Annotated in this window: 16 protein-coding genes; 4 read left to right on the top strand and 12 right to left on the bottom strand. The window is 71.8% G+C overall.

The genetic code is table 11. The annotated features are described in order from the left end of the window. Positions 1–99: 99 nt before the first annotated feature. Both ABD241_RS00580 and ABD241_RS00575 read right to left on the bottom strand, forming a co-directional pair. Complete coding sequence (locus tag ABD241_RS00580) at positions 100–1,101, bottom strand: WXG100 family type VII secretion target (protein WP_344057357.1); 1,002 nt, start codon at positions 1,099–1,101, stop codon at positions 100–102. Between the two features lie 107 nt (positions 1,102–1,208). Then, positions 1,209–1,970 carry an isoprenyl transferase gene (locus ABD241_RS00575; RefSeq protein ID WP_344057355.1) on the bottom strand — a complete coding sequence of 254 codons (762 nt, stop codon included), beginning with the start codon at positions 1,968–1,970 and terminating at the stop codon, positions 1,209–1,211. Between the two features lie 243 nt (positions 1,971–2,213). On the opposite strand from ABD241_RS00575, the gene trhA reads away from it, so the two are divergent. Beyond that, complete coding sequence (gene trhA, locus ABD241_RS00570) at positions 2,214–2,924, top strand: PAQR family membrane homeostasis protein TrhA (protein ID WP_344057353.1); 711 nt, start codon at positions 2,214–2,216, stop codon at positions 2,922–2,924. Between the two features lie 109 nt (positions 2,925–3,033). On the opposite strand, the gene ABD241_RS00565 is transcribed toward trhA, so the two are convergent. Both ABD241_RS00565 and mca read right to left on the bottom strand, forming a co-directional pair. Continuing rightward, the gene (locus tag ABD241_RS00565) at positions 3,034–3,363 is read right to left on the bottom strand and encodes a hypothetical protein (RefSeq protein ID WP_344057351.1); all 330 of its coding nucleotides are present in this window, start codon (positions 3,361–3,363) and stop codon (positions 3,034–3,036) included. Then, positions 3,363–4,499 (bottom strand): mycothiol conjugate amidase Mca, encoded by a 1,137-nt coding sequence (gene mca, locus ABD241_RS00560; protein WP_344057349.1) that lies wholly within the window; start codon positions 4,497–4,499, stop codon positions 3,363–3,365. The genes ABD241_RS00565 and mca overlap by 1 nt, the downstream gene beginning before the upstream one ends. Before the next feature lie 187 nt (positions 4,500–4,686). On the opposite strand from mca, the gene ABD241_RS00555 reads away from it, so the two are divergent. Continuing rightward, positions 4,687–5,058, top strand: a complete 372-nt coding sequence (locus ABD241_RS00555; RefSeq protein ID WP_142183052.1) for a DUF4307 domain-containing protein — start codon at positions 4,687–4,689, stop codon at positions 5,056–5,058. A 232-nt stretch (positions 5,059–5,290) separates the two neighbouring features. Beyond that, positions 5,291–5,776 carry a transcription elongation factor GreA gene (greA, locus tag ABD241_RS00550; protein ID WP_344057344.1) on the top strand — a complete coding sequence of 162 codons (486 nt, stop codon included), beginning with the start codon at positions 5,291–5,293 and terminating at the stop codon, positions 5,774–5,776. A gap of 181 nt (positions 5,777–5,957) precedes the next feature. Here the strand turns inward: greA and ABD241_RS00545 are convergent, their stop codons facing one another. The 8 genes from ABD241_RS00545 to ABD241_RS00510 all read right to left on the bottom strand — a co-directional run bounded on the left by ABD241_RS00545 (position 5,958) and on the right by ABD241_RS00510 (position 14,179). Beyond that, a complete protein-coding gene (locus ABD241_RS00545; RefSeq protein WP_344057342.1) occupies positions 5,958–6,947 on the bottom strand; it encodes a hypothetical protein in 990 nt (329 codons plus the stop codon). 213 nt (positions 6,948–7,160) lie between these two features. Next, positions 7,161–8,537, bottom strand: a complete 1,377-nt coding sequence (locus ABD241_RS00540; RefSeq protein WP_344057340.1) for a glutamate mutase L — start codon at positions 8,535–8,537, stop codon at positions 7,161–7,163. A 29-nt stretch (positions 8,538–8,566) separates the two neighbouring features. Further along, on the bottom strand, positions 8,567–9,745 hold the full coding sequence (locus ABD241_RS00535) for a cystathionine gamma-synthase (protein WP_344057338.1): 1,179 nt from the start codon (positions 9,743–9,745) through the stop codon (positions 8,567–8,569). Positions 9,746–10,107: 362 nt separating this feature from the next. After that, on the bottom strand, positions 10,108–10,911 hold the full coding sequence (locus ABD241_RS00530; RefSeq protein WP_344057336.1) for an amino acid ABC transporter ATP-binding protein: 804 nt from the start codon (positions 10,909–10,911) through the stop codon (positions 10,108–10,110). Then, on the bottom strand, positions 10,908–11,576 hold the full coding sequence (locus tag ABD241_RS00525) for an ABC transporter permease subunit (RefSeq protein ID WP_142220388.1): 669 nt from the start codon (positions 11,574–11,576) through the stop codon (positions 10,908–10,910). The genes ABD241_RS00530 and ABD241_RS00525 overlap by 4 nt, the downstream gene beginning before the upstream one ends. A gap of 55 nt (positions 11,577–11,631) precedes the next feature. Further along, entirely contained in the window at positions 11,632–12,441 is an 810-nt protein-coding gene (locus tag ABD241_RS00520; protein WP_344057332.1) for an amino acid ABC transporter substrate-binding protein, read from the bottom strand. Positions 12,442–12,579: 138 nt separating this feature from the next. After that, complete coding sequence (locus ABD241_RS00515) at positions 12,580–13,086, bottom strand: DUF4825 domain-containing protein (RefSeq protein WP_344057330.1); 507 nt, start codon at positions 13,084–13,086, stop codon at positions 12,580–12,582. Between the two features lie 52 nt (positions 13,087–13,138). Next, positions 13,139–14,179 carry a GNAT family N-acetyltransferase gene (locus ABD241_RS00510; protein WP_344057328.1) on the bottom strand — a complete coding sequence of 347 codons (1,041 nt, stop codon included), beginning with the start codon at positions 14,177–14,179 and terminating at the stop codon, positions 13,139–13,141. Positions 14,180–14,366: 187 nt separating this feature from the next. Here ABD241_RS00510 and msrA point away from each other — a divergent pair, with 187 nt between their 5' ends. Further along, a complete protein-coding gene (msrA, locus tag ABD241_RS00505; RefSeq protein WP_344057326.1) occupies positions 14,367–15,041 on the top strand; it encodes a peptide-methionine (S)-S-oxide reductase MsrA in 675 nt (224 codons plus the stop codon). Positions 15,042–15,095 lie beyond the last annotated feature (54 nt).

Below are 15,095 nucleotides of genomic sequence, written 5' to 3'. Positions count from 1 at the left end.
CATCCTGTCGTGTCGGGGCGGAGGTCGCTCACCGGGCGGTCGTGCGCCGGCGCGCAGCGGGGCGGGGCGGGGGCGGGGCGGGGCAGCCTCGCCTCGCCGTCAGAAGATGCTCGTCACCGAGTCCCACGCGTCCGAGGCCGCGTCGCCGATCCCCTCGGCGACGTCGGCGACGCCCTCGCCGACGGCGTTCACCGCATCGTGCACCGCGGGGATGTTCTGGTAGGCGGCGAGCCCCAGCCCTGCGACACCGCAGGCGATGTCGATCGGCGGGGGCGCGAAGACCGCGCCTGCGGCCAGGCCGGTACCGAGACCGTTCTCGATGATGCCCGCGGTGTCGCCCTTGGCGATGGACACCCCGAGCTGGGCAGCGCTCAGCCCGATGCCGACCGGTCCGAGCACGCCGTACTCGCCGACGGCCGAGCCGGCCCTGCTGCCCTGCGCGAAGAGCCCCGACAGGCCCTTCATGTCCCAGGCGCCTGCGAACAGGTTGGCGCCCGCCGCGAAGCGTGAGGCGCCGGGGAAGAGGTCGAGCATGCTGTCGCCTGCTCGCGCCATCTCGGTGACGTTCGCGAGGTAGCGCCCGCTGAGGAGCGCTCCCTGGGTCCGCGAGTAGATCGAGCCGTAGGCCGCCGTCTGCGCGAGCAGGCTCGGCAGGCCGAAGATCGTCAGGGCGTTGGCGACACCGTCCAGCGGCGAGAGACCGTCCGGACCCCCCGCTCCGCCCGAGCCGTTCGCGGTGCCGTTCGGGGTGCCGTCGGCACCGGGGCCGAACGGGCTCCAGGGGGCACCGGGCAGTCCCGGGGCGCCGAGCGGGCCCGTCGCACCGCCCTGACCGCTCGCGGAGTCCTGGGCGCCGGCGTTGCGGCGCAAGGCCTCGGCCAGCGCTTCGAGGTCGGACCCGAACTGGGTCAGCTGTGCCTCCACCGGCGGCCACCGCTCCATCAGGTGGTCGAGGTCCGCGCCGCCCCACTGCCCGCGCAGGGCCTGCACGGCCCGGCCGGCCTCGGCCTTGACGCCCTCGCAGTCGCGGGCGTGGCCGCTCAGCCGCTCGGCAGATGCGCGCAGGGCCACGGGATCCGCGCCCTTCTTGTAGATCGCCATGCTCTCTCCCCTGTGGTGGACCGACGTCCGAAACCTACGCAACGGGCGCGAGCGGGACAATGGGGAGCACTCCCCACCGCCCGCCCGAGCCTCGACCGACCGCCCGCTCAGCCCCCGAAGCGACGGTGGCGACCGGCATACGCCCGCAGTGCGCGCAGGAAGTCCACGTGACGGAAGTCCGGCCAGTACGCCTCGCAGAAGTAGAACTCGGAGGTGGCGCTCTGCCAGAGCAGGAAGCCGCCGAGCCGCTGCTCGCCCGAGGTGCGGATGACGAGGTCGGGGTCGGGCTGGCCCTTGGTGTAGAGGTGCTCGGCGATGTCGTCGACCGTGAGCTCGGCGGCGATCTGCTCGATCGACTCGCCCGCGGAGGCCCGGGCCAGGAGCAGGTCACGTACGGCGTCGGCGATCTCGCGCCGCCCGCCGTAGCCGACCGCGACGTTGACGGTCATCCCCACGACGTCCTTGCTCCGCTCGGCCGAGGCGCGCAGGCTCTCGGCGGTGTCGGGCGGCAGCAGGTCGAGGGCCCCGACGATCCGCAGGTGCCAGTGGCCTGACTCGGCGAGGTCGGCGACGGCCGACTCGATGATCTTGAGCAGGGGCGCGAGCTCCTCCTCGGGGCGGCGCAGGTTGTCGGTCGAGAGCAGCCAGAGGGTGACGTACTCGACCCCCGCCTCGCGGCACCACTCGAGCAGGTCCTCGATCTTGTCGGCGCCGGCCTGGTGCCCGCTCGCCGTGCCGGCGCCACGAGCACGGGCCCAGCGCCGGTTGCCGTCGAGCATGACGGCGACGTGGCGAGGGAGCGCCTCCTTGGGGAGGTCCTTGAGGACTCGACGCTCGTATGCGCCGTAGACCACATCGCGCCACCCCACGGGGCCTCCTCGTCGACTCGACCCGCCGGTTCCGCACTGGCCGTGTGGGTCGGTGCCGGACCGTGCAGGTCAGCGGTTGCACACCCCCCGAGCGGGGCGCCGTCCCACCGTACCCCCCGGGCGCGGGGGGCCCGTCGAGGCGGGCTGGAGGTGTCGAGCAGGTTGTGTGAATGCCCCGTGAAGTCCTGGACGAGGACAACTTACGCATCCGTAACTTACGGTCCCGTAGGTTACACTCGCGGCATGAGCCAAGCACCCGAGCCCACTGCCGAGGAGTCCTCGACTGGGGCGGTCGCCGACCTCGTCGCGATCGTCAAGCCACGGCTGCGCGGCTGGCTGCACCTGGGCATGTTCCCGATCGCCCTGCTCGGCGGCCTCGCCCTCGTCCTCGTCGCCCGGCCCGGCGCCGTGCGCACCGCCACCCTCGTCTTCATGACCAGCGCGGCGCTGCTCTTCGGCGTCTCCGCCGTCTACCACCGCGGCACGTGGGGCCCGAGGATGTCGGGGCTGCTCAAGCGCTTCGACCACTCGAACATCTACCTCATCATCGCCGGCACCTACACGCCCTTCGCCGTCACCCTGCTCCCGACCGACCAGGCCCGGCTGCTCCTCACCCTGATCTGGGGCGGCGCGCTCGCCGGTGTGCTCTTCCGCATCTTCTGGGTCGGGGCGCCGCGCTGGCTCTACACCGCCCTATACCTCGTGCTGGGCTGGACGGCCGTCTTCTACGTCGTGCCGTTCTGGCGTGAGGGCGGCCCGGTCATCGGCTCCCTCATCGGGCTCGGCGGCCTGCTCTACACAGCCGGCGGCATCGTCTACGGCACGAAGAGGCCCAACCCGTGGCCGCGCTGGTTCGGCTTCCACGAGGTCTTCCACGCCTTCACGCTCGGCGGCTTCCTCACGCACTTCACGGCCGTGGCGCTGGCCGTTCTCGGGACCCGCGCCATCGCCTGACCGTCGAGGACCGCGGTCCCGGAGACGCCCGAACGGCCCCGGCAGCTGCCGGGGCGTTCGTCATGCGCCGTCACACGTCGTCCGGTCGGGGTATGCCGTCAGGCCGGGTTCAGGACCGCGGCGCGGCGCCGCCGGGGCCGCCCTCGCCGGGGCGGTCGTTCGCGTGGGTGCCGGGTGTGTGGGTGCCCGTTGCGCCGTCGCCGATCCCGGGGCCGTCGGTGCCGTCGGTGCCGTCGGTGCCGTCGGAGCCGTCCACCGAGCGCTCGTCGGAGCCCTCGTCGGTGTGCAGCTGGTCTGCCTCGTCGCGGTCGCGGTAGGCCATGCGACGCAGCCGGCTGTTCATGTTGCGCACGAGGAACCACAGGGCGACCGCGAGGACGAAGAAGGCGATGAAGCCCCAGATGCCGGGGCCGACCGGGAGGTTGCCGCTGCCGCCCATCAGAGCTCGGCCTTCTCGGTCTCGGTCTCGGTCTCCGTCTTGGTCTCGGCGTCGGTCCGGGCCTCGGCTTCCGGCACGGCTCCCGGCGCGCCGTCGGCCGCAGCCTCCGGCTCGTCGACGTGGGTGTCGGAGCTGTCGCCGTGCAGGTGGCGGGCCCGTCGCTCGGACTCCTCCTCGGCCTGCTCGCGGGCCTCCTGCTCGGCCTCCTCGGTGATGCGGCCGTCGTGGACGACCTCGAGGCCGGGCCGCGTCGCCAGGGCGTCGGCCTCCTCGGGGGTGCCGAGGCCGGCGAAGAGGTCGTCCTCACCCTCGGCGATCGGGACGTACGACAGGGCCGCCTCGAACTCCTCGACGCCCCACACCCGCTTCTGGATCTCGAGGGGCACCTGGAACCAGAACCCGTCGGGGTCGACCTGCGTCGCGTGCGCGATGAGGGCGCGGTCACGGGTCTCGAAGTAGTCGGCGCACGCGATCATCGTGGTGGGACGGCCGGATCGGCGCGGCTTCCAGTTGGCCAGCCACTCGGCATACGGGCTCTCGAGCCCCTCGGCGAGCATGGCCTCGTGGATCGCCTCGAGGCGCGGCTTGGACCATCCGCCGTTGTAGTAGATCTTCAGCGGCTGCCACGGCTCGCCGGCGTGGGGGTAGCGGCTCGGGTCACCGGCCGCCTCGAACGCAGCCATCGCGACCCGGTGGCACATGATGTGGTCCGGGTGCGGGTAGCCACCCTTCTCGTCGTAGGTCGTCATGACGTGCGGGCGCCACGTGCGGATGACGCGGACGAGCGCCTCGGTGGTCACCTCGAGGTCCTCCAGCGCGAAGCAGCCCTCCGGCAGCGGCGGCAGCGGGTCCCCCTCGGGCAGGCCCGAGTCGACGAAGCCCAGCCACGTGTGCTCGCAGCCGAGCACCTCCTGCGCCGCCTTCATCTCGTCGCGCCGCACCTGCGCGATGTCGCGCAGGATGTGCGGGTCGTCCTTGAGCTTCTCGTTGAGGATGTCGCCGCGCTCGCCACCCGTGCACGAGACGACCATCACGGACGCTCCCTCGGCGACGTACTTGGCCGTCGTCGCGGCCCCCTTGCTCGACTCGTCGTCGGGGTGCGCGTGCACCGCCATCAAACGCATGCCCTCGGCCACGTGGCTCCCTGCTTGTCCTCAAGTCGTCTGGTGGGTGGGGCGCGGGCGGCTCGTCGTTCGCCGATGCCGCACGACGCCCGGGCCGCTGCTCACCATGGCGCCGCCATGGGAGAGACTTGACCCGTCAGCCATCCTCTCACTCCCCCGCGCCCGTTTCCGCGCGGGCTCGAACCGCCAGGACCTACGTATGCCGTCCCGCCCGACCCTGCCCCGCCCCGCTCCCGGCCAGCTCAAGTGGTGGGTCATCGGCACGGTGGGCATCCTCGCCGGCGTCGCGCTGGTGGTCTGGCTGGGCCTGTCGGCCACGCTCGGGCAGCCGTCCTGGCAGACGCTCGGCTACAAGGTGGTCAGCGACCAGCAGGTTCGGGTCGACTTCCAGGTCTACCGCCCGGGCGGCACGGCGCTGACCTGCACGATCGAGGCGCTGGCCATCGACTTCTCGCCGGTCGGCACCACCACCGTCAAGGTCCCGGCGAGCGCCGACGAGACCACCACGCAGTCGGCGATGCTCCGCACGACCTCGCGCGCCGTCACGGGCCAGGTCAAGCGCTGCTCCTGAGCCGGCCAGGCACCCGCCGGGGAGCGCGTGCTCCCTCGCGGCACGGCATACGCGATCCGTCTTCACCTGCGCACCGAGCCCTCACTTTGTTATCCTGAGTTCTTCATCCAGGGTCCGGACCCGTCGCCGACCGGCATTCGCAGTTGTCGACACCGCCGTTCGGGCCCTTCTTTTTGTGCAGGCGCCCACGCGGAGCACCGCGTGGGCGCTGTTCATCCGAGGAGTGACAACCGTGACCGAGACTGCCGCTGGCTTCCTGACCCAGGAGGCCCATGACCGCCTCAAGGCGGAACTCGACCAGCTGACGGGCGAAGGTCGCCTCGAGATCGCGCGCAAGATCGAGGAAGCCCGTGAGGAGGGCGACCTCAAGGAGAACGGCGGCTACCACGCCGCCCGCGAGGAGCAGGGCAAGATGGAGGCCCGCATCCGCCAGCTGACCGAGCTGCTCCAGAACGCGACGATCGGTGAGACGCCTGCCGACGACGGAGTCGTCGAGCCGGGCATGCTCGTGACGGTCGAGATGTTCGGCGACGAGGAGACCTTCCTGCTCGGCAACCGCGAGATCGCCGACGGCTCCGACCTGCAGGTCTTCTCCGAGAAGTCCGCCATGGGCGCTGCCATCAACGGCAAGAGCGTCGGCGACAAGACGAGCTACGAGGCTCCCAACGGCAAGACGGTCGAGGTCAAGATCCTCGCCGCCAAGCCGTACACCGGCTGACCGCAGCCCGGGCCTCACGAACGGGCCGGCTCCCCCGCGACAGAGCGGGCGGAGCCGGCCCGTCCCGCATCGTCCCCCGCCCCCTCCCTCAACCGTCGAAAGGCCACGACTGGCCGGGTGGAAGCCGTCGAAAGGCCACGACTGGCCGGGTGGAAACGGTCGAGTGGCCACGCGTTGTGCATTACGCCCTCCGGCGCCGCGGCCGCGCGAACTGGGCCGGCGCCAGGAACTGCGGGTCGGCCGCCAGCACGTCGAGCAGATGCGCGCTGACGCCGAGATGTCCGGCGAGCTCACGCAGCTTCGCGGCCCGGCACTGGCGGTCGAACACGTCAGCAGCGACGATCTCGACCACGGTCCAGTCACCACGCTCGATGCCATCGCGCCGGACTCCGTCTCGGGCACGGTCCTTGAGCCGGGTGTGGAACTCGGCGCCCTGGTACTCGCCGACCACCCGCTGCTCCTCCCACACCAGATCCCCACAGCCGAGCCAACGACCCGCGTGGCTGACGACGTCGATGTTGTGCTGCGGTTCGGGCAGGCCCGCTCGCACGACCATCAGCCGGCTACGAGTCTCCATGGCCGACCAGGCACCGAGCCTGATCCGTGGGATGGCGTAGGTGAGCGTCACCTTCCCCCGGGGTCTGACGCGCCGCTCCACAGCGCGTCGCAGCGGCCAGGTCCCACCGACGAGGTTGGCCACCGCGTCCCCTGCAGCGATCAGGTCGTCGAGACCCACCGGTCGGCCCGGTCCGACGAACTCGCCGAGGTCAGCCCAGGTGTCGGCCGGCGACACGACCGGCAGGCCGTCCACCTCGACGACCTCCCTGCCCTCGAGACCTCGGTGCCCGCGGACCTCCGGTCGCCGCATCCGGTTGGCTGCCGTGGGCGAGACGATGTGCACCAGGCAGTCGTCCTCCACGGCATACGGCAGCGGAATGCCGAGCAGCTGTGCCGCGGTGACGTGGGAGAACGCGAACTCGGTCGGAGCCACCGCGGCGAAGGCGCGCGCGCGTTCGAGGACGGTGGTCGGCAGCTCGACGGTCCGGACACCGCGCGTCGGGGTCCAGAGGTCTTGGGCGCGCAGACGCCTTCGGGTGACACCTCGGGCGAGGGCCGCTGCAGCGGTGAATGGGCGGGTTGCCAGATCTTCGGGCAAGGGTGCTGGGTCCATGAACGGACGATCGGGTGATCTCGCGGGCGGCGACAGGTGCCCCGGCATACCTGTGGACGCGGGGCCGCCCACTCGGCAGGGTGTGGACGAGCCGGCACATCGTGGCCTTTCGACGGGTCCCACCCGGCCATACGTGGCCTTTCGACAGGTCCCACCCGGCCACACGTGGCCTTTCGACGGGTCCCACCCGGCCAGTCGTGGCCTTTCGACGGTTTAGAGCAGGTGGGTGGCGAGGGTGGGGGCGATGCCGGCGGTCTCGGGGTCGGCGGCGAGCAGACCCACCGCGAAGAGCAGGTATGCCGTGTCGACCCTCGCGTGGGCAGCGCGCGGCACCTTCCACCCTCCCGCGTGGTCTGCGAGGACCGCCCCGAGCACGTGGTCGCGACCGGCCGCGTCGGCGTGGCGCAGCACTCCCCCGGACCCGACGAGGGCCGTCACGTTGGCCAGCGGTCGGGGCGACTCGGACGGCTGGGACGGGCGGGCGTGGCGGCGCACCGCGACGAGGGCCGCGAGCCGGGCCAGCTCGAGGTCCAGGCCCCGCTCCCTGTCGTCGGCCGGGAGCGAGCCGGGCTGCTCGTGGACGCGGGCGGCATACGCGGTGACGGCGGCGCGGTCTGCCACGGTGTCGAGGAGGTGCTCGGCCGCGGCCGCCTCGACGACGTGCTGGGCGTTCCAGCGCATCCCGAGGTCGCCCTCGACCGTGCGGGCGTGCCAGAGCGGGGCGACGACGTCCTTGCGCAGCGAGGCGTCCTCGCCCTCCGGAGTCAGGCACGAGTAGACGTCGGTCGTCGCGCCGCCGATGTCGACGACGAGCACGTCACCACCGCCGGCGACCGAGGCGAGCACCTCGACGCCTCGCAGCACCGCGTCGGGGGTCGCGGCCTCGACCATGGCGGCGAACGCCGGGTCCTGGGAGAGCCCCTTGCCGCCGATGACGTGGTGCAGGAACGCCTCGCGGATCGCGGCTCGCGCGGAATCGGGCGCGATGACGCCGATCTGCGGCAGCACGTTGTCGGCCAGCACGGTGGGTCGCCCGGTCGTCGCCAGGAGTGCAGCAGCCTCCTGCCGGGCCTCGACGTTGCCGGCGACGACGACCGGCACGGCGTGCGCGCCACTGCCGCCGATCTCGGCCCGGGCCAAACGCCCGGCGTTGTGCAGCAGGACGTCGCGGTTGCCGCCGTCGGTGCCGCCGACGAGCAGGACGATGTCGGGACGGGCTCCCCGCACGGCCGCGGCGTCGCCCGCCGTGAGCTCGCCCGCCGCGACGTGCACCACCTTCGCGCCGGCCGAGAGACCGACCCGGTGGCCGGCCTCGGCCGTCACGGTGCGCTCGTAGCCGACGACTGCCAGGCGCAGGCCACCGCCCGCGCTCGAGCAGGCCCGCACCGTCGCGTCGTCCGGGACGGCCAGCTGCGCGCGGAGCGAGCGGTAGCCGTCGAGGATGTCCCCGACCGCCGCACGGCGCCCCGCGCCGCTGCGGGGCCCGGTGCCGGTGGTCGGCGTGGAGCCGGTGGCGAGCACCGTGCCGTCGTCGCCGAGCAGGGCGCCCTTGGTGAAGGTCGACCCGAAGTCGACGGTGAGGATCGTCATGCGCGGCGGGTGCCCGGTCGTCCTCGGACTCAGCCGTGGATGTCGAGCGCCTCGCGCAGGTCGGCGATGAGGTCGTCGGCGTCCTCGATGCCCACCGAGAGGCGGATCAGGTCGGACGGGACCTCGAGCTCGGTGCCGGCGACGCTCGCGTGCGTCATCCGGCCGGGGTGCTCGATGAGCGACTCGACGCCGCCGAGGGACTCCCCGAGCGTCCAGAGGCTCACGGCCGCGCACGCCTTGACGGCGGCGTCCTCGCCGCGGCGCATCCGGAAGCTCACCATGCCCCCGAAGCGCTTCATCTGGCGCGCGGCGACGTCGTGGTTGTGGTGCGTCGGCAGCCCCGGGTAGAGCACGTGCGAGACCGCGTCGTGGCCCTGGAGGAACTCGACGACCTTCTCCGCGTTGTCGCAGTGGCGCTCCATGCGGATGGCCAGGGTCTTGAGCCCCCGCAGCGTCAGCCAGGAGTCGAAGGGCCCGGCGACGCCGCCGATGCTGTTCTGGGAGAAAGCGATCCGGTCCTCCGCATCCTCGTAGCCCTTGACCCGGATCTCCCGCGCGGTGACGACGGCGCCGCCGACGACGTCGCTGTGCCCGCCGGAGTACTTCGTCGTCGACTGCGTCACGATGTCGGCGCCGAGCGCCAGCGGGCTCTGCAGGTAGGAGGTCGCGAAGGTGTTGTCGACGACGAGGAGGGCACCGGCCTCGTGCGCCAGCGTGGCGAGCGCCGCGATGTCGGCGATGCCGAGCAGCGGGTTGGTCGGCGTCTCGACCCAGACCATCTTCGTCTGCCCGGGCCGGACGACCGCGCGGACCGCCTCGACGTCGCCCATGTCGGCGATGGAGTGCTCGATGCCCTGCGGCTTGGCGACCTTGTTGAAGTAGCGGTACGTGCCGCCGTAGGCGTCGTTGGGGACGACCACGTGGTCGCCGGGGACGAGCAGCGCCCGGGCCACCGTGTCCTGGCCGGCGAGGCCGGAGGCGAAGGCGAAGCCGCGGCTGCCGCCCTCGAGGGAGGCGATGCACTCCTCCAGCGCGGTGCGCGTGGGGTTGGCCGAGCGGCTGTACTCGTAGCCGCCCCGGAACCCGCCGATGCCGTCCTGCTTGTAGGTCGACACCTGGTAGATCGGCGTGACGACCGCACCGGTCGACGCGTCGGCCTCTTGGCCGGCGTGGATGGCGCGCGTGGAGAAACCGTGCTCTTCAGACATGACCACGACCCTATTCCCTGGGGTCGAGCACGTCCCACCCCAGGCGACTCCGGCCAGGCTCTCAGACGCTGCCCTCGCGCCTCCCGGCTTCGACTGCGGCGACCACAGCGAGCACCCTCGCGGACGGGGGCTGTCGGCCCTGTCCGCGGCCTTCCCCGGCGTCCGCGCGGTGCAGGAGCAGCTCGAGCCGTCTGCCGTGTGGTGGGAGTCTCGCAACCGGGCAGCCCTCGTGGGCCGTGGGCCGCTCTGGCCGGCCCTCGGTGGCTCGGCCCGCCCTCGTCACCGTGGTCGTGGGCTCCAACGACGTCGTGGTGAGACGTCACCCCGAGGCGTCGCATAGTGCAGACCGGCTCGGGCCCGGCTCAGTCCAGTGGGTCGAGGATGCGGTGGAGGAACTGGCGGGCGCGCTCGGTGCCGGGCCTGGTCAGGACCTGCTCCGGCGTCCCGCGCTCGACGACGACGCCGCCGTCCATGAACAGCACCTGGTCGGCGACCTGCTGCGCGAAGCGGATCTCGTGCGTCACGACGACCATCGTCCAGCCCTGCGCGGCAAGGTCCTTCATGACCGTGAGGACCTCGCCGACGAGCTCGGGGTCGAGGGCCGAGGTGGGCTCGTCGAAGAGCATCAGCTTCGGCCGGACCGCCAGCGCCCGGGCGATGCCGACGCGCTGCTGCTGGCCCCCGGAGAGCTGGTACGGGTACGCGTCGGCCCGGTCCCCGAGCCCGACGACCCGCAGGAGCTCGCGCCCCTCGGCGTCGGCCTCGGCCCGGCTCCGCCGCTGGGCCAGCACCGGCCCGGACGTGACGTTCTCGAGGACGGTCAGGTGCGGGAACAGGTGGTGCGCCTGGAACACCATGCCGCTCTGGGCCCGCAGCGTCGCGATCTGCTTCTTCGTGACGGGACCGTCGGAGAAGTCGACCTCGACGTCACCGATGCGGACCCTGCCGGCGTCCGCGACGTCGAGGGCGTTGAGCGACCGGAGCACGGTGGTCTTGCCGGAGCCGGAGGGGCCGATGAGGACCGTCACGCTGCCCGGTGCCACGTCGAAGTCGATCGAGCGCAGCACCGTGTGGTCCCCGAACGACTTCGCGAGACCGGACACGGAGACGAGCGGGCTCGCCTTCGGCTCGGGCGACGGCTCAGGGGAGATCGAGAGCTGGCTCATGCGGCGACATACCTGTTCTGTCGGTGCTCGATGCGGGACTGGCCGAAGGAGAGGGCGAGGCAGACGACCCAGTAGTAGACGGCGGCCACGCCGTAGAGGGCGAAGAACTGGTACGTGGGCGCCGCGGCCTCCTGGGCCACGCGCAGCAGCTCGGTGACCTGGATCGTCGACGCCAGCGAGGTGTCCTTCACGAGCGAGATGAGGGTGTTGGACAGCGGTGGGACGGCCGTGCGCGCAGCCTGCGGCAGGACGACCCGGCGCAGCGTCGTGGCGTAGCCCATCCCGACGGTGGACGCTGCCTCCCACTGGCCCTTCGGCACGGAGAGGATCGCCGAGCGGATGACCTCGGCGGCGTACCCGCCGACGTTGAGCGTGAAGGCGAGCACCGCAGCCGGGAAGGGGTCGAACTGCACTCCCAGGGCCGGCAGCCCGTAGAAGATGATGAACAGCTGCAGCAGCAGCGGCGTGCCGCGGATCACCGAGATGTAGAAGCGCGCGATGCCCGACACGACGCGCACCTTGGACAGCCGCATGAGCGCGACGGCGAGCGCCACGACGAGCCCGAGGACGAAGCTGATGATCGTCAGCGGGATCGTCATCGTCACCGTGGCCCGCAGCAGCGGCCCCAGCGAGTCGAGGATGAGCTGGGTCGTCTGCTCGTTCACGACGCCCACCTGAGGCCGTATGCCGTCCGGTGCGCCGTCCGGTACGTCCGCCCGCTCACGCGGTCGGCTTCACGGAGACGTCGCTGCCGAAGTACTTCTCGGACAGCTTCTTCAGGGTGCCGTCGGCCTTGAGCTCGCCGAGCGCCTTGTCGATCGCCGCGACGAGGTCGGAACCCTTGCGGGTCGCGACGACCTGCTCGGAGATGTCGCCCGTCTTCCCGGCGATCTTCACGGTCTGGTCGCCGGTGGACTTCTGGTAGTCGAGGACGGCGAGGCTGTCGTTGACCGTGGCGTCGACGCGCGACTGCTTGAGCAGGGTGATGGCCTGGGTGAAGCCCTCCACCGACTCGACCTGGGCGCCGGCGTCCTTGGCGACCTTGGCCCAGTTGCTCGTGAGGCTCTGCGCGGACTTCTTGCCCTTGAGTGCAGCGAGCGAGGTGATCGAGGAGTCGTCGGCGCGGGTCGCGATGACGCCCTCGGAGTAGTTGTAGGTGGAGCTGAGCCCGTAGAGCCCGGCACGCTCAGGGTTCTTGGTCACCTGGTTGACCACGGCGTCGAAGCGCTTGCTCGTCAGGCCGGCGAAGATCGCGTCCCAGGGGGTCTCGACGTACTCGACCTTGACGCCGAGCTTGTCGGCGACGGCCTTGGCGACCTCGACGTCGTAGCCGGTCAGGGCGTTCGTCTTGGGGTCGTGGTACGAGAACGGCGCGTACGTGCCCTCGGTCCCGACGCGCAGCACACCGGCGCTCTTGACGGCCTGGAGGTCGGAGCCGCCGCTCGACCCACCGCTCGTGGTGCTGCACGCGGCGAGGACCGCAGTGAGGAGGGCGGCGAACAGGACGGTGAGGACGGACCTCGAACGCATGGCTGTACTTCCTGGTTTGGGGGATCGGTCGAGCGGGCGCATAACACCACGTTGTGGTGGCCATAACCAAATGGCTGCAGACCCACCCGGTGCCAACCGCAGGGCACCCCGGCTCATTCCCCGGCGTGTCGCCCGGCGTCAGTCCTCGATCGAACGCACGTAGCCTGCGAGCGCCTGCCGGTCCGTGCCGAGCGTCTTGACGTCGTGGCCGAGCGTGGCCGTCGCCTCCCCGGCCGTGAGGGTGTACGTCTTCCCCTGAGAGGTGACGTGAACCACGTCGAGGTTGCGCACCGTCCCGAGCAGGAGCGTGGCCGCCGCGCTGAAGTCGGTCTGCTCGAACGGCTTGGCCGGGTGGGGCAGGTCGATGGTGACGGCATACGGCGGGCGGGTGGTCCAGAGGCTCAGGCTGTAGGTGCCGCGCGGGCCGAAGCCGGCTGCGTCGACGAGGGCGATGACCTTCGAGTTGTCGCCGACGTATGCCGTCCGGCCGGCCCACAGCGCCTCCGTGCGCGCCTCCGGCCGTCCCGTCGCAGACGCAGTCGTGGACGGGTCGTCCGAGCCGGTGCACCCGGTGAGCGCCGACGCGCCGAGAGCCAGGCCCAAAGCCGTGGACGCGATGACCTTCTTCAGCCTTGGCTTCGACATGGGATCCCCTTACGGCGCAACGACGATCGGTGCGGCGCGGTGAGGACGTCGGTCAGGCCTCCCCGGTTCCGTCCGGCCCGCCACGCAGGCGCTTCTGCCACTCGCGGCTCCAGCCGTCGGTGGTGTAGCCCAGGCGCCGGTTGACGGCGAGCATGTGCTCGTTGGAGGCGGCGTTCCAGGTGCGGACGGCAGTGACACCGGGCAGCGCGTCCATGACCGCGAGGGCGTTGGCGGCCTTGAGCCGCAGGCCCAGGCCGTGGCCGCGGTGCTCCCTCAGCACCAGCGTGTCCTGCTGGTAGCCGAGCGCCGGCTCGCTCGCCGACACCGACACCTGGGTGAAGCCGACGATGCGGCCCGTGGGCTCGTGCCGGGCCACGGTCTCGACGATGCGCCGGCCCGCCGAGAGCAGCCGCTCCTGCTGCTCCCTGAGCCGGTCCGCGTCCCATGCCTCCTCCTCCAGGGCCAGCCCGTCGGTCGGGGCGTCCGTGCTCATGCGCTGCTGCAGCACCGCACGGTCGGCCAGCCAGGCCTGCGGCATGTGGTCGACGTAGCCGTCGAACACGTAGTCCCCGGCACCCGGGGCAGAGACCAGCGACCCGAGCGTGACGCGGTCCGCCGGCAGCGCCATCTCGCTGCGCACCACGGTCATCCCGACGACGAAGCCGTGCGCCGTCGCGAACGACTCCGAGGCGTCGTGCCCGCCCTCGGCCCACTCGGTCTCGGCGAAAAAGAGGGACCGACCGTGGTCGACGCCGATCCGCTCTGCCTGCGCGAGCAGCGCGGCCCCGATGCCACGGCCTCGCGCCTCCGCCCGCACCGAGAGCCACAGCATGGCGGCGTCGGTGTTGTCGAGAAGCGGCAACTGGACCTCCAGGGCCCCGACGACGCGGCCGCACGACCACGCCGCGAGGTCGACGCGCTTCTTGGTGCCGGTCCGGTGCAGCGCCTGCAGCTCCTCGAGCGGCCACGCGCTCCCCCGCTCGGCGAAGAGCTCGCGCTGCACCGAGGCGTGCACGTCGATCCACTGCCTGGCAGCGTCGTCCTGCTCGGGGTCGAGTACGTCGATCGGCCGGATCGTGAAGTCGTCGGTCACGGGGCAGAGTCTGTCGAGCCGGCCCTTGGCGATGCCAGCGGTTTGTCCGCGACCGCGCGACACGGCATACGCCCCGTCGGCCGACCCAGGCATACCCGGGAGGGCGCGTGCGTTGAAGGGACGTCAGCCCGCCCAGCACGAAGGATGTGACACTGGCATGGTGTTCGGATTCGGTAGGAAGTCGCAGATGCCCAGCCGCGAGGAGGCCCTCCCCGGCCGCGCGGAACGCCCGTATGCCGTGAACCCCACGCACGTCGTCCTCGGCACCCCGCTCGAGGGCCCGTGGCCCGCCGGCTCCGAGGTGCTCTACGTCGCGATGGGCTGCTTCTGGGGCGTCGAGCGGATCTTCTGGCGGCAGGACGGCGTCATCGCCACGGCCGCCGGCTACATGGGCGGCTACACGCCCAACCCCACGTACGAGGAGACGTGCACCGGCCTGACCGGGCACGCCGAGACCGTGCGCGTCGTCTACGACCCGGCGAAGACCTCGCCGGAGCTGCTGCTCAAGGCGTTCTGGGAGAACCACGACCCGACGACGGCCAACCGGCAGGGCAACGACATCGGCACCGCGTACCGCTCGGCCATCTTCTGGACCACCGAGGGCCAGCGGCTCGCGGCCGAGGCCACGCGCGAGGCGTTCCAGAAGGTGCTCGACGACAACGGCTACGGGCAGATCACCACTGAAATCCGCTCGGCCGACGACGCCGGACCGTTCTACCTCGCCGAGGACTACCACCAGGGATACCTGCACAAGAACCCCGGCGGCTACTGCAACCACGGCCCCAACGGCATGACGTGCCCCGTCGGGATCGTCCGCCAGGACCAGCTGCCCGCCCAGCAGGACATCGCCCCGCCCGCCTGACAGGCGCCTCGGCAGGAGCGCCGAGCGCCAGAGCCGTCACGCACGAGCGCCCGC

Origin of the sequence: Terrabacter lapilli (assembly GCF_039531305.1) — a bacterium.
GTDB classification, from domain to species: Bacteria; Actinomycetota; Actinomycetes; order Actinomycetales; family Dermatophilaceae; genus Terrabacter; species Terrabacter lapilli.
Note: the sequence above shows the minus strand (reverse complement) of the source record. Positions and strands in the feature narration are given on the sequence as shown.

Excerpts from the sequence above, each read along its gene's own strand:
- ABD241_RS00580 (WP_344057357.1), bottom strand. The coding sequence starts at position 1,101 with ATGGCGATCTACAAGAAGGGCGCGGATCCCGTGGCCCTGCGCGCATCT.
- trhA (WP_344057353.1), top strand. The coding sequence starts at position 2,214 with ATGAGCCAAGCACCCGAGCCCACTGCCGAGGAGTCCTCGACTGGGGCG.
- ABD241_RS00565 (WP_344057351.1), bottom strand. The coding sequence starts at position 3,363 with ATGGGCGGCAGCGGCAACCTCCCGGTCGGCCCCGGCATCTGGGGCTTC.
- ABD241_RS00555 (WP_142183052.1), top strand. The coding sequence starts at position 4,687 with ATGCCGTCCCGCCCGACCCTGCCCCGCCCCGCTCCCGGCCAGCTCAAG.
- ABD241_RS00545 (WP_344057342.1), bottom strand. The coding sequence starts at position 6,947 with ATGGACCCAGCACCCTTGCCCGAAGATCTGGCAACCCGCCCATTCACC.
- ABD241_RS00540 (WP_344057340.1), bottom strand. The coding sequence starts at position 8,537 with ATGACGATCCTCACCGTCGACTTCGGGTCGACCTTCACCAAGGGCGCC.
- ABD241_RS00535 (WP_344057338.1), bottom strand. The coding sequence starts at position 9,745 with ATGTCTGAAGAGCACGGTTTCTCCACGCGCGCCATCCACGCCGGCCAA.
- ABD241_RS00530 (WP_344057336.1), bottom strand. The coding sequence starts at position 10,911 with ATGAGCCAGCTCTCGATCTCCCCTGAGCCGTCGCCCGAGCCGAAGGCG.
- ABD241_RS00520 (WP_344057332.1), bottom strand. The coding sequence starts at position 12,441 with ATGCGTTCGAGGTCCGTCCTCACCGTCCTGTTCGCCGCCCTCCTCACT.
- ABD241_RS00515 (WP_344057330.1), bottom strand. The coding sequence starts at position 13,086 with ATGTCGAAGCCAAGGCTGAAGAAGGTCATCGCGTCCACGGCTTTGGGC.
- msrA (WP_344057326.1), top strand. The coding sequence starts at position 14,367 with ATGCCCAGCCGCGAGGAGGCCCTCCCCGGCCGCGCGGAACGCCCGTAT.